The following is a 26,027-nucleotide window of genomic DNA, read 5'->3' as shown; positions in this document are numbered from 1 at the left end:
TAAACCGGAGGCACGGCCTAAGGCTGAATGGCCTTTTCGATGTCATTGAGCATTCCATCCACACCATGGAGGAGTTCGGACAGCACATCGCTGTCGGCGACCAATGGCGGGGAGATCATGATCATGGTTGCGCCCCGGTCATCGCCTCGCAGGATCACCTTCGTCCGTTTGAAGGATTCGGGCAGCACTTCGCGTAGTACGGTCAGCGATTCAGTCTCAGTCAGTTCCCGGCCGCTGAAACTGTCAGCCATGAGTTCGATTGCGTAGAAGAAGCCCGTACCCCGGATGGCCTTGACACAGCGGTGTGAACTCTTCAGGGACTCGAGCGCCTCCATTATTTTCGGCCCGTTTTCCTGGACGTTGCCCAGGACGTTTTCGTCACGCATGGCCGTGATGTTGGCGACTGCGACTGCCGTTGATACCGGGTGTCCGCCCCACGTGGCGCCATGAGTGAAGACGCCTCCCTTGGAGGAGTTGAACAGCTCCTGGACCAGCTTTTCCCGGACAATCATGCCGCCGAGGGGCGCGTAACCCGAGGTGGATCCCTTCGCAAACGTAACCAGGTCCGGAACGACGCCTGTCAGGCCGTAGCCGAAGAAATGTCCAAGACGCCCAAAGGAGCAGATCACCTCGTCAGATACCAGCAGGATTCCGTACTTGTCACACAACGCACGCAGCGCCGGCCAGTAGCCAGTGGGCGCCACCAGTGCACCGCGGCCGTTCTGCACGGGCTCGGCGAAGATGGCCGCGATTGTCTCGGGACCCTCTTCGAGAATGGTCCGTTCGATGGCTTGGAAGCATTCCAGTTCTGTGACTGGGCCACAGTCCCCGGTGTAACCGAGCGTGTTCGGAACGCTACGGATGCCCGGAAGGAGTTCGCCGAAGGGGTCCTTGATCTTCGGTAGCTGGGTGATGGAGAGCGCGCCCATGGTAGTGCCGTGGTAGGCCATGTTCCGGCTGATGACCTTGGTCCGCTGCGGCTGGCCTTGGCTACGGAAGTACTGGCGGGCGAATTTCAGCGCCGTCTCAACGGCCTCTGAGCCGGAGTTTACGAAAAAGGTGGTGCCCAGATCACCCGGAGCCAACTCAGCGATAAGAGCAGCAGCTTCGATTGCCGGCGGGTGCGCGGCGCCCCAATTGGAGGCGTATGCGAGGGTATTGATCTGTTCGCTGGCTGCCTTGGCTATGTCTGCTCGTCCGTGGCCCATATTGACGCAGAAAAGCCCCGCCAAACCATCCAGGTAACGATCGCCCTCGGTGTCGATGAGGTAGCTTCCTTCTCCGCGGACAAAAATGGGGAACTCACTGTCCCACGTGTCCTTGCGTGTGAAATGGGGTCCGAGGTGTCGTCGGGCCTGGGCCCGTAGCGTGGTTGCGTCCACGACCATCTCCTTCTTTCGAGGTGAATAGCAATGAGCGAAAGCCTAGGCCGGGTTTCTTTGGCGCGTCAGGGCCAAATGCCTCCTAACTGATGGGTCCAGTCTGGTTCCATAGGTTGGCGCCATTCTGGACCTTCTGGACCTAAGCACGCAGGGCCATACTTCGATAATGCTGTGCAGTCGGCACGGCGAGTGTTGAGAACACCCAACTACCGCACGGAGGTCCCCACATGAAAATCGGCGTCCCGAAAGAAGTAAAGTCCCACGAATACCGCGTGGCCGTCACTCCCGCGGGAGTACACGAACTCCTGAGCCATGGGCACGAAGTGTTCATCGAAGCCGGCGCGGGAGCTGGCTCCTCGATTTCCGACGATGCCTTTACGCTGGCGGGAGCCGTCATTGTGGACACAGCGGATGAGGTGTGGGCCATGGCCGATCTGCTGCTGAAGGTGAAGGAGCCGATCGCCGAGGAATACCATCGGATGCGGCCGGATCTGACGATCTTTACGTATCTTCACTTGGCCGCTGACCAGGCCTGCACCTGGGCGTTGCTGGACGCCGGCAGTACTTCGATAGCCTATGAGACCGTTCAGCTTGAAGACGGTTCTCTGCCGTTGTTGTTTCCGATGAGTGAAGTCGCCGGCCGACTCGCTCCGCTCGTTGGTGCTCAGTGCCTGACCCGACCCGAGGGCGGCCGTGGCATCCTGATCGGCGGGGTCTCTGGAGTGGCACCCGCACGGGTAGTGGTTATCGGCGCTGGCGTATCCGGTATGAATGCTGTTTCGGTGGCCGCCGGGCTGTGGGCAGACGTAGTCCTATTCGACAAGAACGTTGACAAGTTGCGCGCCGCGGACCGCATGTACCAGGGCCGCGTCCGAACGCTGGCCGCGAACCAGATGGCCATCGAACACGAAGTGCTTCAAGCGGATCTGGTGATTGGTGCGGTTCTGGTCCCCGGCGCCAAGGCCCCCAAGATTATCTCCAACGAGCTGGTCTCCCGAATGAAGCCTGGCAGCGTTCTTGTAGACATCGCCATCGACCAAGGCGGATGCTTTGAGGATTCACGGCCCACTACGCACCAGGAACCGACCTTCCGCGTCCACGGTTCAGTTTTCTATTGCGTGGCAAACATGCCGGGCGCTGTTCCCCATACCTCCACCTATGCTCTGACAAACGTGACGCTGCCCTATGTTCTGCAGCTCGCCGACAAGGGCATCGAACGTGCTCTCGCAGAGAACGCAGCGCTCCGGGCCGGCTTGAGCACCGTGGGCGGAAGCCTCACCAACGCGGCGGTAGGGGCAGCCCATGGGATTGCCGTAATTGATTCATCGAAAGCAATGGCACGTAGCTAGAGTAATAACGAGGTCATGGGCGGGGGAAGTTCAGCGCCGAACTCCCCCCGCCCCTTCCAGTTCCGATACCTCAGCTACCAATCTGGAGGCAGTCGTGGCACGGACGCTAATTGAGATTGATCGCGGTTCAAACGAGCCCCTTTACCGGCAGGTCCGGCGCGTGGTTGAGCACGGTATCGCTGTCGGCATTTTCGACTCACGCCGTAGACTCCCCAGTTCCCGTGAACTGGCCGCCGAACTCAAGGTCTCACGCAACACCATCAATCTCGCGTATCAGGAGTTACTCACGGAGGGACTCGTGCTGAGCCACGAGCGCCGCGGTATTTTCGTAAATCCTGAGATGGTCGCTGCCGCTGAGGCTGACGTCCAGACGACGGATTCGATGATCGATTGGTCTTCCAGAATGCGCCGGTATGCCGACGAGGGTGTGCCGGAGGTGGAAAAGACGCCCGACTGGCATAAATATCCATACCCTTTCGTGGCCGGTCAGGTCGATGTCCAGAGCTTTCCAGCAACGGCTTGGGTTCGCAGCCTCCGGGAGGCGCTTTACCAGCCCCATCGCTTCGCCAGCCTCCAGGACAGTGTCGGCGCGGACGATCCCATGCTGATTGACATGATCCGGCGCCAGATACTGCCCGCCCGCGGGATCGAGGCCGGCGCAGACGAAATACTTATCACCGTTGGGTCTCAGCAGGGATTGGACCTGCTGGCCCGGACGCTGCTCGGATCACATCAGCGTGTAGCGATCGAGAATCCCGGCTACCTCGACGCCCGCCATATCTTCCTGCGCACCGGCGCGCAGGTCTACGGAATCGATGTCGACAAAGACGGCCTCTGTCTGCCGACCACCCTCAACGGAACTGCCTTGGTATATGTCACTCCCAGCCATCACCATCCCACTAATGTGACACTGAGCATGGAGCGTCGCCATCGGCTTCTCAAGCTTGCGGCAGCCTCTGCAACGGTGGTTATCGAGGATGACTACGATAGCGAGTTCCGCTATGAAGGCAGCCCTAGTCCGGCGCTAAAAGCCTTGGATTCCACAGGAGATGTCCTGTATTTGGGGACGTTTTCCAAGTTCTTGTCGCCCGGTTTGCGCTTGGGTTTCCTCGTCGGCCCGGCTGAACTCATCCGTGAGTTGAAGAAGGTGCGCCGTTACCAGGTCCGTCACCCGCCAGGACATTTGCAGCGCGCGCTCGCTTTGATGATTGACAGCGGGGATTACCACCGGGCACTTCGGCGCCACCGCCGGCAGATGAAATCCCGTTGGGAAATGGTCAGCAATTTCTCAGCACAATACCTGCCTTGGGAGCAGAGCAGCTATCCGCCAGGGGGCGTCAGTCTTTGGGTTACCGGGCCGCCCGCATTGGATGCCTTGGAGTTGGTAAGGAGGGTGGAGCGACGGGGAGTCCTCATTGAGCGCGGGGACATCTATTTCATCCAACCAGATGCGCCCCGGAACTGCTTCAGAGTTGGCTTCGGCGCCATCCCCACGCGTGCAATAGGGGAAGGACTCGCGTTGGTCGGCGAGACAGCGAAAATCCTGCTTGCCGGCGGAGATTCAGCGGATAAAACAGCTGGCTAGCAGACCCCTCACGGCCGGCTGCAGCTGGCGCAGGACGTAGTTGACCGGTGTTTCCGCGCGGGGCGCGGAACGGGTCCAGGTCTCGGTCCCGGCCCCTGGGCGCCGGGCCGGGACTGCCGCAGCATGGCCCAGAAGCAATGGAGGAATGCTCCAGCCGCCCGCACTCTTCGGCCCGGCGGACTGCAAGCGTACCGAAGGGATGATCCGCCGCTGCGAAGATGACAAGCCCGGGGTCAGCCGCCGGCCCGCCTACGATGTGTCCGTGTCGTCGTGGATGGCCATTCCCGCCCGACCTGCACTAGCATCCTCGCCGCCGGGACAAGCGGACCATGCAGCCTTCTCGCTGCATGCGAACGCCTGGTTTCACCGAGCCCACACTGCTCACAGACGGGGAATGGCCATGTACTTGATCTCGAGGAATTCCTCGAGGCCAAGTCGTCCGCCTTCGCGGCCGAGGCCGGAGGCTTTGATGCCGCCGAAGGGTGCCGCGGGGTTGGAGACAAGGCCCGTGTTCAGGCCTACCATGCCGACCTCCAGTTCCTCGCCCACGCGGAAGGCGCGGTCCAGGTCCTGTGTAAAGACGTAGCTGGCCAGGCCCCATTGGGTGTCGTTGGCCATGCGGATTACCTCCTCTTCGGTGTCGAAGGGAATTATCGGGGCAACCGGGCCAAAGATCTCCTCGCTCATCAGTGCGGCGTCCGGGGTGACGTCCGAAAGAACTGTGGGGGAGTAGAAGTACCCTCTGCCTTCAGGGCGGGAGCCGCCGCAGACTACTGTGGCGCCCTTGGCAACGGCATCGTCCACCAGTTCCTGGACCTTGTGCAGGGCCTTTTCCTCCACCAACGGGCCGACGTCGGTGCCTTCCTCCGCGCCGTCGCCAATCTTGAGGGCTCCGAGACGCTTGGCGAGCCGCGCCGAGAAGTCGGCGGCCACTGCGCGCTGGACGAAAATCCGGTTGGCGGCAGTGCAGGCCTCGCCCATGTTCCGCATTTTGGCAGTGAATGCGCCTTCCACTGCCCGATCCAGGTCGGCATCCTCAAACACGATCAGGGGTGCGTTTCCACCGAGTTCCATTGAGGAGCGCATGACGTTCTTTGCCGCCTGTTCAAGGAGGCGGACGCCCACTCCCGTGGAGCCGGTGAAGCTGATCTTACGTGCGATGCCGCTTTCCATCCATTGGGTGACCACCTCGGAGGCTTTGGTGGTGGTGACGACGTTGAGAGCGCCCTTGGGCAGGCCGGCTTCGATGAGGATGTCCACCAGTGCCAGCGAGGACAGTGGGGTGAGGTTGGCAGGCTTGAAAACCATGGTGCACCCGGCTGCGATCGCCGGGCCGATCTTTCGTGTAGCCATGGCCAGCGGGAAGTTCCAGGGCGTCACCAGTACGCACGGGCCCACCGGCTCCTTCGAGACGAGAATCCGGTTCTTGCCGTCACCGGTGGTAGTCAGGTCACCGCCGATGCGGACGGCCTCCTCGGAGAACCAGCGAAAGAATTCTGCAGCGTAGGCCACTTCTCCCTTGGCTTCAGCGAACGGCTTGCCCATCTCGGTCGTCATGATGAGGGCCAGCTCGTCCTGCCGGGCCATGATCAGTTCGAAGGCACGCCGCAGGATTTCGCTCCGCTCGCGGGGCGGAGTCTTGGCCCACGCCTTCTGCTCCCGGCCGGCCGTTTCGATCGCCCGGCGGGCGTCTTCGGGACCGCCGTCGGCCACCGTCGCGATGACCTCCTCCGTGGCGGGGTTGACGACGGCGAAACGGGCACCGGTAGAGGACTCTGCCCACTCGCCGTCTATGTACAGGCCGGTGTTGACTTTCGCAATCACATTAAGGGCCTGGTGGGAGGCCGGGACTTTCAGGGTGGGGTGGGGTGTCATGTTGAGAAGTCCTTTTCTGTGGGGAGGCCGAAAAGCGGTCGGGCGGCGGTGGGTTGGGAAATGAATGAAGGGCTGAACCAGCAAGCGACGATCAGGGGAAGTACGTCATTTCTGAGCAGGGGCATCTGATTTCCCGCCTCCTTGCACTGCTTGGCGCGGGACTGCAAATACCTCGTGGAAAGACCTGTGGAGGCCTTCCAGGGAAGACCTCCACAGCGACCACAGGACTGGCTTCTGGCTTAGACGTAGTCCTTGTACTTCTCGAGCAGGCGGACCGGCTTCGCCAGCGCATCACGGCGGAAGGGGTCGCCAAGCTCTCGCGTGCACATGATCTCGATGACCGTGGTTTTTCCCTCGTTCATCTGCGCAGCGAGGGCACGCTGGAGGGCGGGGCCTACCTCTTCGAGCTGATCGACAACTACGCCTTCGGCTCCCATCGTCTGCGCCATGGCAGCGAAGCTCTCGTTCTCATTGTCGAGTTCACCGGCAACGAAACGCCGGTTATAGAACTCGACCTGGTTTTTCTTTTCCGCGCCCCATTGCCGGTTGCGGAACACGATCGCGGTGACAGGAATGTCGTGGCGGACAGCAGTGAGGACTTCTCCCATGCTCATCGCCCATGCCCCGTCGCCTGCGTAGGCAACCGCCGGCCTGTGCATGGCGGCCGCCTTGGCGCCGATCATGGTGGGCAGCGCGTAGCCGCAGTTGCCGAAGCTCATCGGCGCGAAGAAGCTGCGCGGCTTCTCGAAGCGGAGGTAGCTGTGAGCAACCGAGTTGATGTTTCCGATGTCGGTGGAGACCATGACGTCTTCCGGCATGGCCTTTTCCAGTTCGCGCAGCACCTGACGCGGGGACAGCCAATTGCCCTCCTCCTGCTTGTGCTCTTCGAGCATGTCAAGGCTGTAATCATCCGTTTCATGGGTCCATGCTGACAGTTCTTGCTCCCAGCTTTCCTTCTCGGCCTTGATGGTGGCGGCGCGCTCTGCCTTGGTGGCATCGCATGCGAGGGTGAGCTGCTCCAGGCGGTTGCGCAGTTCGAGTGCCACAGCCTTGGCATCACCGCAAATTCCGACACTGATCTTCTTGACCAGGCCCAGCATGGTGTGGTCGGCATCGATCTGGATGATTTTGGCATTTGTGGGCCAGTAAGCCTGGCCATACTGGGGCAGGGTACCGAAGGGGCCGAGGCGGGTGCCGAGGGCGACAACGACGTCGGCCTGGGAGATGAGCTTCATGCCCGCCTTTGATCCCTGGTAGCCGAGCGGCCCCGCCCAGAGCGGATGGCTGGCCGGGAAGGAGTCGTTGTGCTGATAGCTGTTGACGACGGGAGCGCCCAGACGTTCGGCGAGAGCCTTGCATTCCTCGACTCCGTCGGCCATGACCACGCCGCCGCCTGAAACGATTACTGGAAATTTGGCCGTTGCCAGCAGCGCTGCGGCCTCGTCCAGGCTCTTCGTGCCGCCGGCACCACGGTCCACCCGGCGCGGTTGCGGGATTTCGGCTGTGATCTCGCCGTAGAAGTAGTCGCGCGGAATGTTCAGCTGAGTCGGCCCGTTTTCGGACATTGCCCGATCGAAGCAGCGGCCAGTGAATTCGGCCATACGGGCGGGGTGAGTCACGTGGCCCTGGTACTTCGTGAATTCCTGGAACATGGGCAACTGCTTGGCTTCCTGGAATCCGCCGAGACCCATGCCCATGGTGCCGGCCTCCGGCGTAACGATGACCACGGGGCTGTGGGCCCAGAAGGCAGCAGCGATGCCGGTGACGCAGTTGCTGATGCCAGGTCCATTTTGACCGATGACGACGCCGTGTCGGCCACTGGCGCGGGCATAGCCATCTGCCATATGGGCAGCGCCCTGCTCATGGACGACCGGAACCAGACGAATTCCTGCAGGCGCGAAGATGTCCATGGCGTCCATGAATGCAGACCCCATGATGCCGAAGATGTCAGTGACGTCGTTTGCCACCAAAGTCTCCACGAATGCTTCTGACGGAGTCATCTTTTGAGCACCTTGAACCACTGACCGGGGTGCCGTGGCAGAGGCCTCGCTGGCCGGCAGGTCATTTGTGGCCGGACCCGTTCCGGCGTCGGTGACGTCAGAGATGTCGATTGTGTCTTGGCTCATATTGCTTCTCCTCCTACAGGGCTGGCTAGCCCTACAGGACTGGCCGTGCTCGTTGAAATATCAAAAAACGGAACCTATCGTTCCTTTTTTTGGTGGTCAACCTGAGATTAGGCGAAAAGCATCTACCGGTCAATGCCTATTCGAGAATATGGAACGTGGCGTACAATAAAACGACGAAGGCGCCGAGGATACATCGGGTGGAGGAGACGGTAATGGCTGAGATTCGCAGGCTAAACAACAATCAGGACGGTCAAACGCTGACTGAGCTGGCGGGGGAGACACCTACTATGCGTCTGTTCTCCCTGCTCGAACTGATCGCCACCAAGGACCAGCTCTTCACGCTTCAGGGGCTAGCGGAGGAGACCGGCACTCCTAAGCCAACCCTCCACCGCATGCTGCACCAGCTGGAAAGCTCCGGACTGCTGATTCGGGAGAACAACGGCAGGCACTACGGCACCGGAAGCCGCCTGCGGCGCATGGCCGAGGATCTCCTGATTAATGACATCCACCACGGGGCACGTCACGCGGTGCTCCGCAATCTGGTGAATGAACTGGGGGAGAGCTGCAATGTCACTGCTGTATCTGGCAGTGAAGTGCTATATCTGGACCGGATCGAAACCTCCGAGCCATTGCGGATCACGCTTCAGCCGGGTTCCCGGGTGCCTGTTCACTGCTCGGCAAGTGGAAAAATGATCCTCTCGCAGCTCAGTCCAGCCCAGCGGAAGCGGCTCATTGCATCCGCTCCGCTTGGCCGCTATACGAACAAGACTGTGACTGATCCGGACTTGATCGAGGCCGAGCTGCAGCGCGTCCGGAGGGATGGTTATGCCATCGATGACGAGGAGTTCCTTCCGGGGTTGGTCTGCGTCGCAGTGCTGGTCCCCACGACGAATGCCGTGTCCAATTTGTGTGTCGCGGTGCAGGCTCCCGTCATGCGGTTGACGCCGGAAAAAGGTCTGAAACTGCTCCCCGCGCTCCAGCGTGCGGCCGCCGAGATAGGTCGAATTGAAGCAGAGTCCTATACAGGCAGGACCGACGGCGGGGATGCGACCGAAGGATCGGCCAGCGATATTGAGGGGGAGCTATGGAGCAGCTGACAAGACTGATGCCGGATCATATGGTTTCTGTCCGGGACCTGTTCAACATCGACTCGGATCTCAAGGTAGCCGCCTTCCGCGAGCCCGATGACCATGTCCCTGAGGCTGACCCGGCCTACCGGTTCAACCACGATGTAACGCTGGCCATCCTGGCGGCCTTTACCCGGAACCGGCGAATGCTGCTTCAGGGACTCCACGGAACGGGTAAGTCCACACACATTGAGCAGGTGGCCGCCCGGCTGAACTGGCCGTGCGTACGTGTCAACCTGGACGGGCATATCAGCCGACTGGATCTGGTGGGGCGCGACACTGTTGTCCTTAAAGACGGCAAACAGATCACTGAGTTCCAGGAGGGAATCGTCCCCTGGGCCATCCAACGGCCGGTGGCACTTATTCTCGATGAGTACGATGCAGGGAGGCCGGACGTGATGTTCGTAATCCAGCGGCTTTTGGAGCGTGACGGCAAACTCACCCTGCTCGATCAGAACCGGGTCCTGGACGTGCATCCAGGCTTCCGCCTCTTTGCCACGGCCAACACTGTAGGACTTGGCAATCTTAACGGTATGTACCACGGCGTCCAGCGACTCAATCACGCCCAGATCGACCGCTGGAACATCGTCGCCGCCCTCAACCATCCTCCGGCCGAGGACGAGATGGAAATCGTGATGGCACGGGTCCCGGAGATGGACCATCCGGCCGGGCGAGAACTGGTGGCTTCCATGGTGGCTGTGGCAAAACTGACCCGGGACGGCTTTAAGGTGGGCGACCTGTCTACGCTGATGTCCCCACGCACCGTGATCACCTGGGCCGAGAATATTGGGATCTTCGGCGATCCCGGCAAGGCATTCCTGCTGTCTTTCGTCAACAAGTGCGACGAAGCCGAACACGCAATTATCGCTGAATATTTTCAGCGCTGCTTCGACCGTGAACTGGACGGACTCAGTTCTGCGGCTCATGTGCCGGACAGCGCCTTCGCTGCCGCCGGGTAATGCCGCCCATGGCCTCGCTGACGGAAGATAAGGAACAGACGGACCGGTACGGGGCGGCAGCCGCATCCCGAGAGACCGCTGCCGTATTGCTGCGCCGCCGCAAGCAGACCATGGAACTGGGGGCCGCTGCGCTGCGCGCGCTCAGCGGCCGGCGCGGCCTGCACTTCCGCGGCCCGGTCCTCTATCACGGGGAGAAGCCGGTGGCAATGCCGGCGCCGCATCTTCACCCGCAAACCTGCGATTCCAGGCCCGCGTCATTCCGTGGTGCGGCCGACGGCATGGCGCTGCGCCTGAAGAAGAGTGATGCCGTCCTGCATCAACGACTTTGCCCGGACACACCCGCCCGAGTCTTGGTGTTCGAGATGCTTGAGCAGTTCCGCGCCGAGTCGCTGGTCGATCCTGCCATGCCCGGGGTCAGGGCCAATCTCCACGAACGTTTCCAGCAGTGGTCCCGGGAGTTCGAGGCTTCCCCTCTGATCGACAGCGCGTTGGGAATCATCCTGTTCACCGTGGCCCAGGTTTGCCGCGCACGAATCACCACCGAGCCAATGCCTCCGGACATCGAAGACCGAATTGAATCAACCCGGATGGACCTTGCCCCGTACATCGGCGCCCACCTTGCCGCCCTGCGCCGCGAACGCTTCTCGCAGTCAGGTTTCGCCCCTCATGCCCTTGCCATCGCCGAGACCGTCGGGGCCCTAAGTGAGCAGCTGGAATCCAGGGAAACGGGACCCGCGCGCCCCAGCGGCCGATTGACTCAGTTCCAGCTGCTATTCGACCAGGACACGAACGACGACCATATTCCCACCGCAGGATACGGGCGCAGCGACGCCCTTCAGATTGGCCAGGGCATCTATCGGCAGTACACCACCTCCTACGACCAGCAATTCCAGGTCGCAGGTCTGGTCCGCGCCGAGCTGCTGCGCGGCTACCGCAAACAGCTCGACGACGACATAGCCCGGCAGGGCATCAACGTGCCCCGGCTGGGGCGGGCCTTGGCCGCGATCCTGTCCGCAGACGACGAGGATGGATGGGACGGCGACGCCTTGGAGGGCCGCCTTGATGGCAGCAGGCTAGCCCGGCTCGTCACCTCCTCAGGGGACCGCAGGGTTTTCAGGACTGAACGCATCGAACGCCGTGCAGAGGCCAAAGTGACGTTCCTCGTGGACTGCTCCGGGTCCATGAAGGAATACGGTGCCGCCGTCGCCGCGCTCGTGGACGTCTACGCCCGCGCCTTGGAACTGGCAGGTGCGCGGTGCGAGATCCTGGGCTTTACTACCGGCGCATGGAACGGCGGCCGTGCCGGGAAAGACTGGATCCGGGCGGGAAGACCAGCGTATCCAGGACGGCTCAATGAGGTGCGGCACCTGGTTTTCAAAGATGGTGATACACCTTGGCGCCGGGCACGCTCCGGAATCGCCGGGCTGATGAAAAAAGACTTGTTCCGCGAGGGGGTCGACGGCGAAGCCGTGGACTGGGCATGCGCCCGGCTCGCGGAAGATGGCACCGGTAGCGGTGCCTCGGGACGCCGGATCCTGCTCGTGATTTCCGACGGCAGCCCGATGGATGGTGCCACTGGGCTGGCCAACGACAGCCATTACTTGGAGCAGCACCTGCAGAATGTGGTGACCGCCCATGAGGTTTCCGGCAGCACAGAGATTTTTGGACTGGGGGTAGGGCTGGATTTGTCCCCCTACTACCGGAGGAACCTCGCGTTGGATTTGAGCCAGGGAACCACGCCTGCCGTCGTCAACCAGGTGCTCGGGATGCTGCTCAAAAGCCGCTAACGGCTATCGCGGTGACGGGACGATGCCGGCGTGCGCGGCCAAGTCTTGATGCCAACTCCCGGCATGCACGTCAAGACCTGGGAAAGCGGGAAGTCATCGAAAGCCTTTCGACTTCCCCGGACACGGTGACGCGTCGGCGTTCGAGCTCCTCGAGCTGGGCGCGACGCGGGGGAAGGACCCGCTCGACGGCTTCGGTGCCGACGGCGCTCACGCCCTGCTCATGTGCTCGTCCAGCGCCGAAAAGACCCCCTCCATAATGTTCAACAGGTCTTACGGCTGTGGTTCCTTACCCCGGGCAGCACGTTGCCACGCCCTGGCGCCCAGCCAGGTGCGCCGGGAGCCTGCTCCAGCACCGGGGATCGGGTCAGCACGGTTCCTGGCAAGACCTGCTCCAGGGCAGGAAAATCTGCACCCGACCGTGCTGCTGCAGGCCCGGTGAACAGGTCGTGCAGCCGCGCCTCGCCCTGAGGAAACGGCTTGTCTAAGACGCCTTCACCCGCAGTAGACCTCAGGGCAAAAAAGTCATGCCGGACCCAGCGACCAAATCCCCGACCAAATCCCCGACCCGGCGGCAGGGCCCTCCGATCCACGGAGAACCAGGGGATCCTACACAGCCGCCGGCACGCAGAAACCCGCTGCGAGTAGCTCCATTGCCAATTCCCACAGCGGGTTTCCTTCGATGCTTCAAGGGCGGATTAGTGCAGCGTCCTTGTCAGGTCCGTCTCCATTTTTCCGGGCTGCTCTGCATCTTCTTCGTTAGCTTGGGCATCACCGGCCGCGTCCGCCCGGGTTGGATGTTCTTGCTCGCTTTCCGGACGTTTTCCGTACCGTCTGCGCATTTCGTAACTAAGCAGGATCACAATCAGTGTGAGGCCGCTCATCAGGAACTGTGACTGGGTGCTGGGAAGGATGGCCATTGCAGCTATGACGCTGAGCATGAGCGCTATGGTCGCGTAGCTTAGCCATGGGAACAACCACATCTTGAGTTTCAGGGCTGCGGGATCTTCCCGATCGAGTCGTTTACGCAGCACTACCTGGGAAATGGCAATCACCAGATAAACGAACAGAGCAACGGCGCCGTAGGAGTTCACCAGGAACGTGAAAACCACTTCTCCCCACAAATAGACGCATATAACCGAAATATAGCCAACCGTTGTTCCGAGCAGAATCGCACGGCGCGGCACGCCGCCTTTGGAGAGTTTGGTAAAGAACTTGGGGGCATCGCCGTTGCGCGTTAGAGCGAAAAGCATGCGCGAAGTGGTGTAGAGCGCAGAGTTCAGGCAGGAAAGGACCGCTGTCAGCACAATTCCGTTCATGATGACGGATACGGCAGGGATACCCATGACATCAAGTACTGCCGCGTAGGGGCTGATCCCGACGCTCTCGGCATCCCACCTTTGGATGCAAACGACCACAAAGATAGAACCCACATAGAAAGTCACGATTCTGGCGACGATAGAACGCATTGCCCGCTTCACGGAACGTTCCGGGTCTTCGGCTTCGGCTGCTGCAATGGTGACGATTTCCGCCCCGGTGTAGAAGGCGACACAAGGCACTACGGCGGCCATGACGGCTCCCCAGCCCAGGGGCGTGAAGCCCCCATGGTCAAAGAGGTTACCGAATCCCGGCGTTGAATCAGGCCAGACGCCGGTTATCCAGAGGATCCCCAGGCACAGGAAAACAATGATGGCTACCACTTTGATGGAGGAGAACCAGTATTCGAACTCACCAAAGGACCGGGCTGAAACCATGTTCGTGGCGCTCAAAATGATCATCAGGCCCAGGCTGAGTATCCACAGCGGGATATCGGGAAACCAGAGTTGGATTATCCGGCCGCCAGCTATCGCTTCGATAGCAACAACGATCACGAAAAAGTACCAGTACATCCATCCGGTAGCGAACCCTGCCCGTTGTCCCAGGGCCTGCCGTGCATAGACGTAAAAAGATCCGACCACCGGGCGAGCCACCGCCATTTCGGCCAGCATGCGCATTAGAAGCAAGGTGATAAGGCCTGCAATGGAGAAGGAGACGATTGCGGCTGGGCCAGTGCTGCTGATAACCACGCCGCTGCCGACGAAGAGGCCGGCCCCAATGACGCCTCCGATGGCAATCAGGTTCATGTGTCTGTTTTTCAGGCCCTTGCTAAGGCTTGGGCTCTCGGCTTGCCGAGGTTCGGCGCTGTCCACGTTTCCTCCAATGATTGACGGAACCAGCTAAAGTGCGCTTTTCGCCTGGGCTAAGAGGCGGAAGACCAGAGGGCGCCGTGAGATCTGCCCGCACAGTCTAGCTGTGAGTGATCCAGCCCACTTCATTTGGTGTAGCCCAAACCTACGTAGCCGATGTTGCGGTTCACAGAACCAGATGGAACTGAAACGAAGGAGCCAGCCCATTCCCTGAACTTACTCCGGCCCTCAACCTCGATGACAGGGCATGCGCATTTGGCCCTTGCCCAAAGTATCCGCCCGCAGGGCTCCGCGGGATGCCGGCATTGCGGTTCAGTCGTGCTCGCCGGTTCACGCGTTTCCATCAATGCATTCCGGAATTCGGAACGTGGAGTCATATATACTGGAATCCGGCCGAGTGTTTCTCCAGCGAAAGGATGTGTCCGTGCAGCAGGCATATGAGAAGAGCCTCGCATCCTTCCGTGGTCGATGTATGCGGCAAACGTCCGCAGGCAAGTCGGAAAAGGACCGCATGACTGCTGCCTTGGCCGGTAAGCGGCATGGCGCGGGAACTGAAAGTGATTGACGCGGTAGCCCTGGATCCGATTCCGGTGAATGCCGACTACGTGTGGGCCCTGGCAGCGCTGGGAGGAGCAACCTTCCTTGGCGCGTCCACGCAACGCATCACGGGTGTTGGATTCGCGCTCGTTGCCGCACCGTTCCTGAGCATGCTCCTCGGACCATTTAACGGCGTGCTGCTGGTAAATGCGTTGGGCACTCTCACGTCATTGCTGGTCTTGGTCCAAGTCTTCAGGGAAGTGGAGTTCCGCCGGGTGCTCCTCATGCTGGGGCCCGCCATCGTGGCCATTGTTCCCGGCTCGTGGGTTGCCATCCACATGCCGTCTTCCCTGCTTTCAATCATTGTCGGCGCCATGATCATAGTTGCCCTGGCCGCAAGCCTTACCGTACGCACGCCACCTGTAGTTCTCCGCGGCAGGCTGGGGGCGGGGATCGCTGGATTTATCTCAGGCTTCATGAATGTAACGGCAGGGGTCGGGGGACCGGCTGTGGCGGCGTACGCACAGGCCAGCCAATGGCAGCACAGAGCATTTGCAGCCAGCGCACAGCTTTACTTCTTAGGGGTGGGGCTTGCCTCCCTCGCCGCGAAACGCGAGATGCCAGCTCTTGATGGCCTCCAATGGTTGTCCTGTGGTCTGGCCCTCACGGGCGGAATAGTGCTTGGAAATGTACTCGGGCCACGGGTTCCGCCCAGGGCGAGCATGACCGCCGTCCTGGTGCTGGCGTTCACCGGCGCCGTTCTAATCCTTTTCAGGGGCGTTGCCATGCTCGCCTGACTATCGCAGGGAGGAGTGCCTCCGTTCGGGCTCTGGGTGATTCGCCTAGAGCTTCCAAAGTCCATTACCAGAAGCTGAAGTTCAGCTACTTCCGATAGGAGTACTCATTGTCAACACAAGGGAAAGCTTTCAGTTCCGGAAACTTCATCAAGAATCCAACGGGCAGCAACCGCGTCAAGCGCGGTATGGCTGAGATGCTCAAGGGCGGCGTCATCATGGACGTCGTCAACGTCGAACAGGCCCGCATCGCCGAGGACGCCGGTGCCGTTGCTGTGATGGCGCTGGAACGCGTTCCGGCCGATATCCGGGCCCAGGGCGGCGTGTCCCGCATGTCGGATCCGGACATGATCGACCAGATCATTGATGCCGTGTCCATCCCGGTCATGGCCAAGGCCCGGATCGGCCACTTCGTAGAGGCCCAGGTCCTGCAGTCCCTGGGCGTGGACTACATTGACGAGTCCGAGGTCCTGACCCCGGCCGACTATGTCAACCACATCGACAAGTGGAACTTCAAGGTTCCCTTCGTTTGCGGTGCCACCAACCTTGGTGAGGCCCTGCGCCGCATCAACGAGGGTGCGGCCATGATCCGTTCCAAGGGCGAGGCCGGCACCGGCGACGTCTCGAACGCCACCGGGCACATGCGCCAGATCCGTTCCGAGATCGCCAAGCTTGCGGCCCTGCCCGAGGACGAGCTGTACGTTGCGGCGAAGGAACTGCAGGCACCGTACGAACTGGTCAAGGAAGTTGCCGCCGCCGGCAAGCTTCCGGTGGTGCTGTTCACCGCCGGCGGCATCGCCACCCCCGCTGACGCGGCCATGATGATGCAGCTCGGTGCTGACGGCGTGTTCGTCGGCTCGGGCATCTTCAAGTCCGGCAACCCGGCCCAGCGCGCCGCCGCCGTCGTGAAGGCCACCACCTTCTTCGATGACCCCGACGTCATCGCCAAGGCCTCCCGCGGCCTCGGCGAAGCCATGGTGGGCATCAACGTCGACGAGATCCCCCAGCCCCACCGCCTCGCCGAACGCGGCTGGTAACACGGGAGTTCCCCACAACACGTTGACCGGAAGCCTGCTCGTGTCCAGAACAAGGTTCGGCACCAAGACCGCGGCTTTCGGCATCAATTAGGAGCACTAATGGCAATTGAAACCGCTTCACTCGAACTGCCCCCTCAATCCCTGGTGAGGCCTCACTGGCGATCAGTCTCACGGGACGCGCTGGCGGAGGGCCAAGATGTGCGGATTACAGACGGCGGAGGGTACGTGACGTACGGAACGATAGACTGCGCCACACCCGATGGATCACTTGTCTGGATAGTGCTCAAGGATCTTGGTGAACGCCGAATTTTCCATAGGAACGATGGTGTCACACTGGAAATCAGCGCCTAGCAGCGCAGGAATGTTCGCGGCATTCACTCACCCTTGCCTGCATGGCTCCCGGTTGTCCAAAGGGTCTTGGGCACTTTGCCGGTGATAGGTGCCCCCGTAGAAGCAGCCTTCCGGTTATCTGCCGGCAAGGCTGGAATCGGCTGGGCGCTTCGTGCGCTCCTAATCTCCTGAACGGTGGAAGAACGTATCATGCCCGTTGTCACCCGGAACGCCCCGGATCGCACTGTCAGGTTTGGCCTGGCCTTCATCGGGGTACTGCTCATCGCGGTTAACCTTCGGGTGTCCTTTGTCAGTGTGGGATCGGTACTCGCGAACATCAGCAGTGATCTTGAGTTTTCAAGCGCCGCAGCAGGGTTCCTCACAGGCCTTCCGCTCTTTGCTTTCGCAGTCTTCTCACCTGTGGCGCCCGGCTTCGCTTCCCGTCTGGGTCTCGACCGGGCGCTGTGGATGTCCCTGCTGATCCTTGCCTTGGGCATCGTGCTTCGCTCCTTACCGGTGCCCGGCTTCATCTGGGCGGGCACCGCACTGATCGGCATGGCTATCGCGTTTCTCAATGTTTTGGTGCCTTCCCTCGTGAAGCGGGACTTTCCGACGAGGGTCAGCCAGGTCACCGGAAGCTACACCGCCACACAGGCGGCCTTCGCCGCGATCGGGGCCGCCGTCGTCGTTCCCGTGGCAGAAACATCCCCGGGGGCTGGCGGCTTGCCCTCGGAATCTGGGTGGGACTTGCCCTTATCGCCATGGCCGTGCTCCTGCCGTGGCTGCGCCGGCACAGGGCAGGCACCGCACACGTCATCACGCCAGACGCCTCGTACCTGTCGCCCTGGGTTTCGGCCTTGGGCTGGCAGGTGACGATCTTCATGGGGCTGCAATCGATCGCCTTCTACGTCCTGATGGCATGGTTGCCCACTATCGAGCAAGGCCAAGGGGTCCCCGCGACTACTGCGGGCATCCATCTGTCCGTTTTCCTGCTCATCAGCGTGTTCGCGAGCCTTGCCGCAGGGGGAATCCTTCACCGGGGTTCGGACCAACGGCTCGTATCCTTTACGAGCGGCGCGCTTATGTTCGTGACGTTTCTCGGGCTGGCCCTTGCGCCGGACCTCATACTGCTGTGGATCTTTCTCGGGGCAATCGGGTGCGGGAGCCTCATTGTCATCGCTCTGTCCCTGTTTAGCCTCCGGACCGTGAATTACCCGCAGGCCGCATCCCTGTCCGGCATGGCGCAATCTGTCGGGTACGGCCTCGGTGCGGTGGGGCCGGTAATGTTCGGCGGTCTTCGCGACGTAAGCGGAGACTGGACGCTTGCGCTCCTCGTCACCGCGGGCATCATGGCAGTGCTTACCGTGACGGGCGTTTTTGCCGGGCGTGATCGGGTGATCAGCGCTTCAAATTGACATGGGGTCGCTACTGGCACGAGACGCAGCGACGGGATGGCGGAGCGGCCTATGCCGAGAAGCCCGGCGCGTGCATGAAACAGCCTGACAACCTGGAGTCCGGTCGACGCTGGTGCGAGTATGCATGGTGGAGCAGTTGCTGTGCCCGCCCGATGCGTGACCACTTGGGTGCCTGGTCGGTTTGGGCGAACAGGATCAGCTCCATCGGTTCGTCCAGGCCGGGAAAGTCTGCGTTGAGCCGGTCGCGGATTCCCTGGAATTGCAGGCTGGCGAGAAGTGCGGGGCAGTCTTCATCGCTCGGGAAGGTTCTGGAATCGAGCACGTCTGCCCAGTGGTGCCGGCCTTGCCGGAGCGTCGCATCAGCTGGCTGGGATGCGATGGTTTCCACGGGGTGTTCGACGGCGGCCGCTTTGGCTGCTTCCTGACGGGTGGTCGGGAGCGTGATGCGGTCGGTGGGTTCGAGGAAGCTGCCGCGGCAGAAGAATTCGGCGTTGATCGCGCTGGTTTGGGTGGAGCCGACGGGCAGGGCGGCTGGTGCCGGGTTCGCCGTCGTAGGGGAGAAGGTTTCGTCTCCGACGATAGTGACGCCCTGTGCGGCGAGCACTCCGGTGAGCGCCGCCATGGTGCCGGCATGAGGTAGGCCTGTCCGCGGACGGCGGTTTCGCTGGTGTGGATGGTGGAAGGCGGATGGAGGTGGCGGTGGTGTCACTGGTGAGGTAGAGGGCGACGGTGCGCGCGTAGGGGAGTTCCTGGCCGGGTTGACGCCGGCGCGGTAGCGCCCTGGTTGCGCGGAGGACGCGCCCGGCGATTATGGGGGCATATCAGAATGACAAGCAGCGATGGAACTTCTGCTCATTCATCGGGGCATTGAGATCAGGCAGCATGACTGCGGGGGTGAATTATCACGCGTCAAGCATCCTGGCGGAACTTCGCGCCCTGGTCCGGACAGAAAGATATAGTCCCGGCTGGCAACTTGCGGGAAATGGACGCAAGCTGAGTAGGGGGTCATGAGGGTGTGCCTGATCGCACTCCCGTTGCACAGGAAGGACCTGGGATTCCACAGTCAAAAAGGCAACGCAGTCCGTTGTTGCGCAAGTACCTTAATGCGGGCCGCCCCGCCGATGCGAGAGCCGGTGACCTCGGCGTGCTCAAGCCGATCCAGCCGGCCGCCTGGCGGGAGGGGATGCCCCTCCTCGGCGATGATCAGGTCTACGTGATGAAGTACGGGAACGAGTACCACCCGGCGTGGTGCCACATTGTGGCCGATAAGTGGGCTCACGCACCCAGGGGACTGCTGGTGACCATGGTGGCCGACGTCGGGAGGCGCACCCGTTGCCCGGAATGCGACCGGGTCTTGAAGGCAGCCAGGACGTCGTCTGCCCGGCACTATCAGGTGCAAGCTCCGCCCTCTCCCGCACACCCGCCGCGTGACATGGTGATTCCGCTGCGCGTCGTTGGGGCCGCCCATGGAATCCTCTTCCTGGCGGCCACGGCGGAATTTCAGAACCGCCTGAGGGAGACCGCGGTGGAGCCGGCCACACCGCTGCTCGTGGACGGCCGGCGTGAGGGAATAGTGTTGAGGGTGGACGCGGCCCGCGAAGAGCCCCTCTTGGTTGTCCAGTTGGATCCCCGCGTCACGTTCAGGGATGGTTTGTACCAGGTCCGCCTTCGTCGTCCCCTGCAGCGCTCGGCGGCCAAGCCATTCGCGGTGGACTCGGTTGAATCGGTCCCGCGGGCGTAGCAGGCGCACACCTGTGTCAGTGAACTCGCCACGTCGCGTCAGGTCTCTTTCTGTCCGAGTTCTCGGCGTTCATGTGTCTGGTGGGTGTTCCTGAATGGGTTTCTGACCACGGCTGTCAGCGACCTTCCCGCGGGCCTTGCGTTGCAGTGATTTTGCGGCGTTCCAGCCACCGGGCGTAGAGCGGAGCGGACTATCCGTCCCTTAGGGGACGCCGAAGGCGTCTCTCCCCGGTTACCTGCTAGTAACCTTCAAGCGCAAGGCTGGGAGCATGGACGACAATTCCGACCTGACCGATTCCCGCGGCACATTCATTCGCTCCAACAGTGAGCTCACCTCCGGTGACTGCGTAGAGGCCTACTGCAAGGGCACCCTTGTCCACCGCGGTGAGGTGACGGAGCTGGCCCCCAATCATGAGCTGTTTTGGATGATGGACGTGCTCGCCGGGAGCCGGCGGCTTGTGGACATTGCTGAGCTTGAGGTCGTCCGCGCCGAGGCTCCAGTGCATCATCCGGACGGTTCCGAGAGCTTCTTCACTCTGCCCAAGTAGCTGCCAAGTGTTCCTGAACTGGCAACCCTCTAGCCGGCTAATGCTACGCTGCCTCGCCATCAGTCGTTTGGGCCTGCGTGCCTGATTTCAGCCGGAGGACGGCGCCGGGCTTTGGCCAGGGCAATCAACAAGGTCAGGATGGTGACCATCCAGGCAAGCCCTGTGAGGAACACCAGGCCGATTGCCGCTAAGGGGTGCATGGCGAAAGTCTAGGACGGCATGACCGGAGACCCGGGCGCAACTCCGTAACGCTTAGGCACGAAAAAAGCGCGCCCCGTTCGCTGAGCGCGCCCTTCTCGATTCTCCATGCCGTTCGTCTTCGGCTGCACATATCATAAGCATGCTTACGATAGGGTTTGCAAGTGGTGGCCTTGACCCGTAGCGCAAGCCCTAACCGCAAACCATGACTACCCGGCGCTGGGTGGATCGGGATGATGAAGGATAACTTCCACGGCCGTCCGTACTGGCCTGGCCCTGCAGTCGGGGGTGGGCGGGCCGGACGGGGCGGGGGTTCGCCGGCAGCAGGAACGCCGTAGCTGAAGTTCAACCAGGTGATCTTGAGCGTGAAGATCGCCATGCCCGGGACTGGCCGTCCTGGGAACTTGGGCACCTGCCCTGCCGGGAGCGGATAAAACATTTCCCGAAAACGAAGGAGGGACGTCCTATCTCCTGTACACTTACTAAAAGAGGAAGACCGCCGACAGAGTGCGGTCGAAGGAGATCACGTGACAGTAACACCCGCAGCGGTATCGTCGGCAAGGTTTAGCGCGCAAATCCGTTCCCAGGCACTTCAAACGCGCATCATGGAACTGATCCTGGAACGTGGCCTCGATGTTGGGGACGCGCTTCCCACCGAGAGTGAACTGTCCGCTGAGCTGGGTGTAGGCCGGAACACTGTCCGCGAGTCCCTCAAGGTTTTGCAGGCGCTCGGCGTCATAGAAATCAGGCACGGGTTCGGCATGTTCGTTGCCCCCAACAACTTCAGTGCCCTGGTGTCCGGACTGACCTTCCGCGGCAGGCTCTCGCTCAGGCACAAGGGCGAAGAAGCAATGGAACTCATTGATGTGCGGCAGGCACTTGAATCGGGTCTCATCGGTTCGGCCATCGACCTTTTGACGGAGGACCATCTTGCAGACCTCCGGTCCACCATGCAGGCGATGCAGGATGCCGCCGCAAAAGGCGAACCCCTCGCGGAGCATGACGCGGAGTTCCACCGCCGTCTCTACGCACCCCTGAACAACGAACTGCTCATCAACCTGATGGACGTGTTCTGGCAGGTGTACCGCCAAATCCATGAGGCGCTCGGTTCCGGGCCGGTCAACCTTGAAGAACAGGTCCAGATCCACTGGGACATCTACGAGGCCGTAGCCGGCAGGGACAAGACCCTGGCATCAGAGCGCCTCCAGCGCCACTTCGACGGCATCCGCCTGAAACTCAAGGACGTCGCGGCCTCCTGACGGACGCCCGCCGACTCCCTGCCTGGACTTCCTTCAACGCCCGCGCTCCGGGCGGCCTCACCCGTGCCCGGTTCCGTTTTTCGTAGAGAGTGCTTTGCCGTGGAAATTTTCGTAGTGCCTACCGCCCCAGCCACAGGCGCCGTCGCGGCCGGGATCCTGGCAGCCGTCATCCGCAGTAAGCCGAACGCCGTGCTGGGTGTGGCAACGGGAGGATCGCCCCTTCCGATCTATAAAGCTCTGGCCAGGCACCGGCTTGATGTGACGCGTACCAGGGCCTTCGCGCTGGACGAATATGTGGGCCTGCCGGCAGGACATCCTGAAAGCTACGCTGAAGTTGTCCGGCGCGAAGTGACTGAAAGGCTGCACCTTGACCCCGCGAAGGTTTCGGTGCCGGACGGGAGCGCCCCGGACCCCCAACGCGCGGCGGCTGACTACGAGGCTGCCATCGCCGGCGCGGGCGGCATTGACGTGCAGATCCTCGGGATCGGCCACAATGGCCACCTGGCCTTCAATGAACCGGGCTCGGCACTGGATTCCCGGACCCGGGTTGAAATGCTCACAGAACGAACCCGGCAGGCCAACGCGCGCTACTTCGACTCGCCGTCGGACGTGCCCCTGCTCTGCATCACCCAGGGACTGGGCACCATTCTTGAAGCCCGGCATCTCCTGCTGGTGGTCAACGGCGCGGACAAGGCAGGCATCCTTGCTGCCGCCCTCAACGGACCTGTGACATCGGACTGCCCTGCATCGGTCCTGCAGCTGCACCCTCACGTGACGGTGGTGGCTGACGAAGCCGCTGCCGCGCAATTGCCTCCAGGCAGCGGACAGGTAGCCGTGCGCGTGGGCGGTGCATCCGCCGCAGTGTAGGGCCGCTGCACAAGGAATCGGAGACGGCAGGTTCAGAGCCGGGCTGCGGGGCGGCACAGGAGGCGGCCAGCGCGCAGGACCAGGACGCGGTGGAAGTCCCGGTCCACCACAACGACGTCGGCGCGGCGGCCCGCGCGGAGGCTCCCAAGGTCACCGGCCCGGCCGATAATCGCCGCCGGAACGGCCGTAGCTGACTTAACGGAGGCAGCCGGATCCACACCTGCCTCGATGGTGCGGCGGACAACGTCAAGGAGGGTCGCGGTGCCGCCGGCCAGGGACCCGTTGCCGGTCAGTCGCGCCTCGGAATTCCTGACCGAGACGGAAGCAGGCCCCAGACGATAGTCACCGTCAGGCAGGCCTGTGGCGGCCATGGAATCGGTCACGAGAGCAATATTGTCCGCGCCCACCAGTTCGAAAACCATCCGAACGGTATCCGGGTCAAGATGCGCGCCGTCGGCGATAAGTTCGACGGCCACCCTGCCGGCGCCGGCCAGCCGTAGGCAAGCGGCAACAGGGCCCGGGCTGCGGTGGTGAAGCGGAGGCATCCCGTTAAACAAGTGTGTGACCGTGGGGCGCGAGATCGGTTCGCGGCCGGAGGCGGCAAGCAGTTCCGCGGCCTCCGTGAGGGAAGCCGCCGCAGTCCGTGCGTCAGAATCCGTGTGGCCCAGCGACGGAACCACGCCGTGCTCCGCAAGCTTTCGGACCAGGGCCTCCGCGCCGGCCAGTTCCGGCGCATAAGTCATGGTCCGCAGGTGGCCGCCGGCGGCGTCCAGCAACTCGTCCAGCAGGTCCAGGTCGGGGTCCAGCAGGAACCGCGGGTCCTGCGCCCCGCAGCGGGCGTCGGACAGGAACGGGCCCTCGGCATGTATGCCCGCGATGAGCCCCTCGTCACTAAGCAGCCGCAGGGCCATCATGCCCTTCAACAGGTCTTCGCGCGGCGCGGTCACCAGGCTGGCCAGCAGGGTAGTGGTACCGCTGCGGTGGATGAAGTCTATGGCAGTGCGGGCCGCGGCCAGGTTGCCGCTTGGGAAGTCACCGCCGGCCGCGCCGTGGCAGTGCAAATCCACCAGGCCTGGCAGGATCATGCTTCCGGCCGGAGGTTCGAGCGGTTCAAGTTCAGGCAGGACGGAGCGGTCAAGATCGGCCAAGGGCCCCACGTAGGCGATGATGCCGTCAACTACGGCGACCGCGCAATTCGCGGCAGAATGCCCGTCCGTCACAACTGTGCCCGAGATGAGGTAGTTGCCGGGCGGCGCGGCCGGCGGCGTCATTTCAGGGCCTCGGCGAACCAGCCGGCGATGGTGGCCGGGTGCGTGATCGCTGTCCCGACGACGACGGCGAAGGCGCCGGCGTCGAGGGCCTGCCGTGCCTGGGCGGGAGTATGGATGCGGCCTTCGGCGAGGACTGGGACCCCAAAGTCCGCTCCCGCGATATGCCGAAGGAGGTCCAGGTCGGGGCCGGAGGTTTTGGGACGCTCGCCGGTGTAGCCGGACAGCGTGGTGCCCACAAGGTCTGCTCCGGCTTCGACCGCTGCCGCGGCGTCGTCGAAGGAACCACAGTCCGCCATCACGAGGGCGTGGGATTCAGCATGGATGCCGGCCACCGTCTGCGCCAGGGTGAGGCCGTCCGGCCGGCTCCGGCGGGTGCCGTCGATTGCCACCACATGGGCGCCGGCGTTGGCGACCGCCAGTGCGTGCCGAAGGGTGGGAGTAATGAAGACGCCGTCATGGCCGTCCTTCCAGAGCCCGATCACCGGAACCTCTACCGCGGAACGCGTGTGCTGCACGTCGGCCAGGCCCTGGACCCGCACGGCGCCAGCGCCTCCAATAACCGCGGAGGCGGCTACCTGCCCCGTGGTCCGGGGATCGCGCATTGGCTCCCCGGGATAGGCCTGGCAGGACACAATGAGGTGCCCGCGCAGGGCCTCGAGTGCTTCGGAAGTCAGGATCACTGGTCGATTCCTTCGGAGGGGTTAGTGTGCGGCAGGACAAGGCGCGCAGCGCCCGCGATAGCCGCTGCGTTGCCGAGCTTGGCGGGCAGGACCGGAAGCCCGGACAAGGCGGGGAGGAGCTCGGCCCGCAGCGCCCGCTCCATGGGTTCCCACCAGGGGGCGCCGGCATCGGTGAGTCCGCCGGAAACAACAACCACCGCCGGGTCGAGGACGTTGGCCAGTCCGCCAACAGCCTGGCCGGCGGCAGACGCGCCGAGCCTTACGGCTCTGATGGCCGTAGTGTCGCCCGCTCCCGCCAGCGCGAAAACGGCGCGCGTGTCAGCCGCCTCCCCCTCCCGGCCGCCGAGCCTCAGGTAGGTGTCGTGGATGGCGGGCCCGGAGGCTATGGCCTCGACATGGCCGGAACCGCCGCAAACGCAGGGAACCGGAGTGCCGCCGTCGTACGCGTAGGGTGACGCGAAGTGGCCCACATGGCCGCCCACGAACCGGTGGCCCAGGACCGGGTGCCCGGAGAGCACAAAGCTTCCGCCGACGCCGGTGCCGAAAGCCACCAGGAGCGAACTGGCGGTTCCAGCGGCGGCACCTGCCCAGGATTCGCCCAGGGCGTGCGCGTGGACATCGTTCACGGCCTTGATGGACGACGGCGGCAGGCCCAGCCGCGTTGCCAGCCCGCCGGTGAGTGCCGTCCCGGTCCAGCCGAAGATCGCGTCCGTCGCCGACACCACCACGCCGCGCCCGGCATCAATCACCCCGGCAGAGCCTACCCCGACACCTGCAACATCCAGGCCTTCAGCCCGGGCCCGGCCAAGGAGGGATGAAACCAGTCCAGCGGTGGCATCGAGGATTGCATCACTGCCGGCCCGGTTCAGAGTAGGAATCGTCTCCGGGAACAGGACCTCGCCGGCGGAGGAAACAACGCCCGCAGCAGTCTTGGTGCCGCCAAGATCAACACCGATCGCGTACTGCATCTGCTCTCTT

The 26,027-nt window shown here is 62.6% G+C and carries 23 protein-coding genes; 13 read left to right on the top strand and 10 right to left on the bottom strand.

Features of this window, described 5'->3' with window-relative positions:
* Nucleotides 1-17: 17 nt before the first annotated feature.
* Complete coding sequence (locus GK109_RS21760) at nt 18-1,388, bottom strand: aspartate aminotransferase family protein (protein WP_157242465.1); 1,371 nt, start codon at nt 1,386-1,388, stop codon at nt 18-20.
* 221 nt (nt 1,389-1,609) lie between these two features.
* Here GK109_RS21760 and ald point away from each other — a divergent pair, with 221 nt between their 5' ends.
* Nucleotides 1,610-2,731 (top strand): alanine dehydrogenase, encoded by a 1,122-nt coding sequence (ald, locus tag GK109_RS21755; RefSeq protein WP_157242464.1) that lies wholly within the window; start codon nt 1,610-1,612, stop codon nt 2,729-2,731.
* Nucleotides 2,732-2,825: 94 nt separating this feature from the next.
* The gene (locus GK109_RS21750; protein ID WP_370460756.1) at nt 2,826-4,316 is read left to right on the top strand and encodes a PLP-dependent aminotransferase family protein; all 1,491 of its coding nucleotides are present in this window, start codon (nt 2,826-2,828) and stop codon (nt 4,314-4,316) included.
* Nucleotides 4,317-4,697: 381 nt separating this feature from the next.
* Here GK109_RS21750 and GK109_RS21745 read toward each other — a convergent pair whose 3' ends face one another.
* Nucleotides 4,698-6,191, bottom strand: a complete 1,494-nt coding sequence (locus GK109_RS21745; protein ID WP_157242463.1) for an NAD-dependent succinate-semialdehyde dehydrogenase — start codon at nt 6,189-6,191, stop codon at nt 4,698-4,700.
* Between the two features lie 239 nt (nt 6,192-6,430).
* Nucleotides 6,431-8,317, bottom strand: coding sequence for a sulfoacetaldehyde acetyltransferase (gene xsc / locus GK109_RS21740; RefSeq protein WP_197432534.1), 1,887 nt, complete (start codon nt 8,315-8,317; stop codon nt 6,431-6,433).
* Nucleotides 8,318-8,529: 212 nt separating this feature from the next.
* Between xsc and GK109_RS21735 the strand changes: the two genes are divergently transcribed.
* The 3 genes from GK109_RS21735 to GK109_RS21725 are packed head-to-tail and all read left to right on the top strand — an operon-like array spanning nt 8,530 to nt 12,190.
* Nucleotides 8,530-9,414: an IclR family transcriptional regulator gene (locus GK109_RS21735; protein WP_157242462.1), complete on the top strand. Its 885-nt coding sequence runs from the start codon at nt 8,530-8,532 to the stop codon at nt 9,412-9,414.
* On the top strand, nt 9,402-10,403 hold the full coding sequence (locus GK109_RS21730) for an AAA family ATPase (protein WP_157242461.1): 1,002 nt from the start codon (nt 9,402-9,404) through the stop codon (nt 10,401-10,403). The genes GK109_RS21735 and GK109_RS21730 overlap by 13 nt, the downstream gene beginning before the upstream one ends.
* A gap of 8 nt (nt 10,404-10,411) precedes the next feature.
* The gene (locus GK109_RS21725; RefSeq protein ID WP_157242460.1) at nt 10,412-12,190 is read left to right on the top strand and encodes a cobalt chelatase; all 1,779 of its coding nucleotides are present in this window, start codon (nt 10,412-10,414) and stop codon (nt 12,188-12,190) included.
* 695 nt (nt 12,191-12,885) lie between these two features.
* Here the strand turns inward: GK109_RS21725 and GK109_RS21720 are convergent.
* Nucleotides 12,886-14,310 carry an amino acid permease gene (locus GK109_RS21720; protein WP_157242459.1) on the bottom strand — a complete coding sequence of 475 codons (1,425 nt, stop codon included), beginning with the start codon at nt 14,308-14,310 and terminating at the stop codon, nt 12,886-12,888.
* A gap of 620 nt (nt 14,311-14,930) precedes the next feature.
* Here GK109_RS21720 and GK109_RS21715 point away from each other — a divergent pair.
* The 3 genes from GK109_RS21715 (at nt 14,931) to GK109_RS21705 (ending at nt 17,092) form a co-directional block, all read left to right on the top strand.
* Nucleotides 14,931-15,707, top strand: coding sequence for a sulfite exporter TauE/SafE family protein (locus GK109_RS21715; protein WP_197432533.1), 777 nt, complete (start codon nt 14,931-14,933; stop codon nt 15,705-15,707).
* Between the two features lie 107 nt (nt 15,708-15,814).
* A complete protein-coding gene (gene pdxS / locus GK109_RS21710; protein ID WP_157242457.1) occupies nt 15,815-16,741 on the top strand; it encodes a pyridoxal 5'-phosphate synthase lyase subunit PdxS in 927 nt (308 codons plus the stop codon).
* Between the two features lie 99 nt (nt 16,742-16,840).
* A complete protein-coding gene (locus GK109_RS21705; RefSeq protein WP_157242456.1) occupies nt 16,841-17,092 on the top strand; it encodes a hypothetical protein in 252 nt (83 codons plus the stop codon).
* A gap of 23 nt (nt 17,093-17,115) precedes the next feature.
* Here the strand turns inward: GK109_RS21705 and GK109_RS22155 are convergent, their stop codons facing one another.
* Nucleotides 17,116-17,703: a hypothetical protein gene (locus GK109_RS22155; protein ID WP_231754905.1), complete on the bottom strand. Its 588-nt coding sequence runs from the start codon at nt 17,701-17,703 to the stop codon at nt 17,116-17,118.
* Nucleotides 17,704-17,811: 108 nt separating this feature from the next.
* Between GK109_RS22155 and GK109_RS22150 the strand changes: the two genes are divergently transcribed.
* Nucleotides 17,812-18,486: a hypothetical protein gene (locus GK109_RS22150; RefSeq protein ID WP_370460755.1), complete on the top strand. Its 675-nt coding sequence runs from the start codon at nt 17,812-17,814 to the stop codon at nt 18,484-18,486.
* A gap of 49 nt (nt 18,487-18,535) precedes the next feature.
* Here GK109_RS22150 and GK109_RS21695 read toward each other — a convergent pair whose 3' ends face one another.
* The gene (locus GK109_RS21695) at nt 18,536-19,108 is read right to left on the bottom strand and encodes a hypothetical protein (RefSeq protein ID WP_157242455.1); all 573 of its coding nucleotides are present in this window, start codon (nt 19,106-19,108) and stop codon (nt 18,536-18,538) included.
* A 465-nt stretch (nt 19,109-19,573) separates the two neighbouring features.
* Between GK109_RS21695 and GK109_RS21690 the strand changes: the two genes are divergently transcribed.
* Together GK109_RS21690 and GK109_RS21685 are read left to right on the top strand one after the other, a co-directional pair.
* Nucleotides 19,574-20,227: a hypothetical protein gene (locus tag GK109_RS21690; RefSeq protein ID WP_157242454.1), complete on the top strand. Its 654-nt coding sequence runs from the start codon at nt 19,574-19,576 to the stop codon at nt 20,225-20,227.
* Between the two features lie 268 nt (nt 20,228-20,495).
* Nucleotides 20,496-20,774, top strand: coding sequence for a hypothetical protein (locus tag GK109_RS21685; protein WP_157242453.1), 279 nt, complete (start codon nt 20,496-20,498; stop codon nt 20,772-20,774).
* 59 nt (nt 20,775-20,833) lie between these two features.
* Here the strand turns inward: GK109_RS21685 and GK109_RS21680 are convergent, their stop codons facing one another.
* Nucleotides 20,834-20,974: a hypothetical protein gene (locus GK109_RS21680; RefSeq protein WP_157242452.1), complete on the bottom strand. Its 141-nt coding sequence runs from the start codon at nt 20,972-20,974 to the stop codon at nt 20,834-20,836.
* Between the two features lie 525 nt (nt 20,975-21,499).
* Between GK109_RS21680 and GK109_RS21675 the strand changes: the two genes are divergently transcribed.
* Both GK109_RS21675 and GK109_RS21670 read left to right on the top strand, forming a co-directional pair.
* Nucleotides 21,500-22,231 (top strand): FadR/GntR family transcriptional regulator, encoded by a 732-nt coding sequence (locus GK109_RS21675; RefSeq protein ID WP_323057270.1) that lies wholly within the window; start codon nt 21,500-21,502, stop codon nt 22,229-22,231.
* A 99-nt stretch (nt 22,232-22,330) separates the two neighbouring features.
* Nucleotides 22,331-23,098, top strand: coding sequence for a glucosamine-6-phosphate deaminase (locus GK109_RS21670; RefSeq protein ID WP_370460754.1), 768 nt, complete (start codon nt 22,331-22,333; stop codon nt 23,096-23,098).
* A 32-nt stretch (nt 23,099-23,130) separates the two neighbouring features.
* On the opposite strand, the gene nagA is transcribed toward GK109_RS21670, so the two are convergent.
* Genes nagA through GK109_RS21655 form a run of 3 tightly spaced genes read right to left on the bottom strand, consistent with a single transcriptional unit; the run spans nt 23,131 to nt 26,017 of the window.
* Nucleotides 23,131-24,369, bottom strand: coding sequence for an N-acetylglucosamine-6-phosphate deacetylase (gene nagA, locus GK109_RS21665; RefSeq protein ID WP_157242450.1), 1,239 nt, complete (start codon nt 24,367-24,369; stop codon nt 23,131-23,133).
* A complete protein-coding gene (locus tag GK109_RS21660; protein ID WP_323057266.1) occupies nt 24,366-25,049 on the bottom strand; it encodes an N-acetylmannosamine-6-phosphate 2-epimerase in 684 nt (227 codons plus the stop codon). Before GK109_RS21660 ends, nagA begins: the two co-directional genes overlap by 4 nt.
* Nucleotides 25,046-26,017: an ROK family protein gene (locus GK109_RS21655; protein ID WP_157242449.1), complete on the bottom strand. Its 972-nt coding sequence runs from the start codon at nt 26,015-26,017 to the stop codon at nt 25,046-25,048. The genes GK109_RS21660 and GK109_RS21655 overlap by 4 nt, the downstream gene beginning before the upstream one ends.
* Nucleotides 26,018-26,027: the final 10 nt, after the last annotated feature.

Source organism: Pseudarthrobacter sp. GA104 (genome assembly GCF_009741265.1).
Taxonomy (GTDB): Bacteria; Actinomycetota; Actinomycetes; order Actinomycetales; family Micrococcaceae; genus Arthrobacter.
This window is presented reverse-complemented; position numbering and strand designations above follow the sequence as displayed.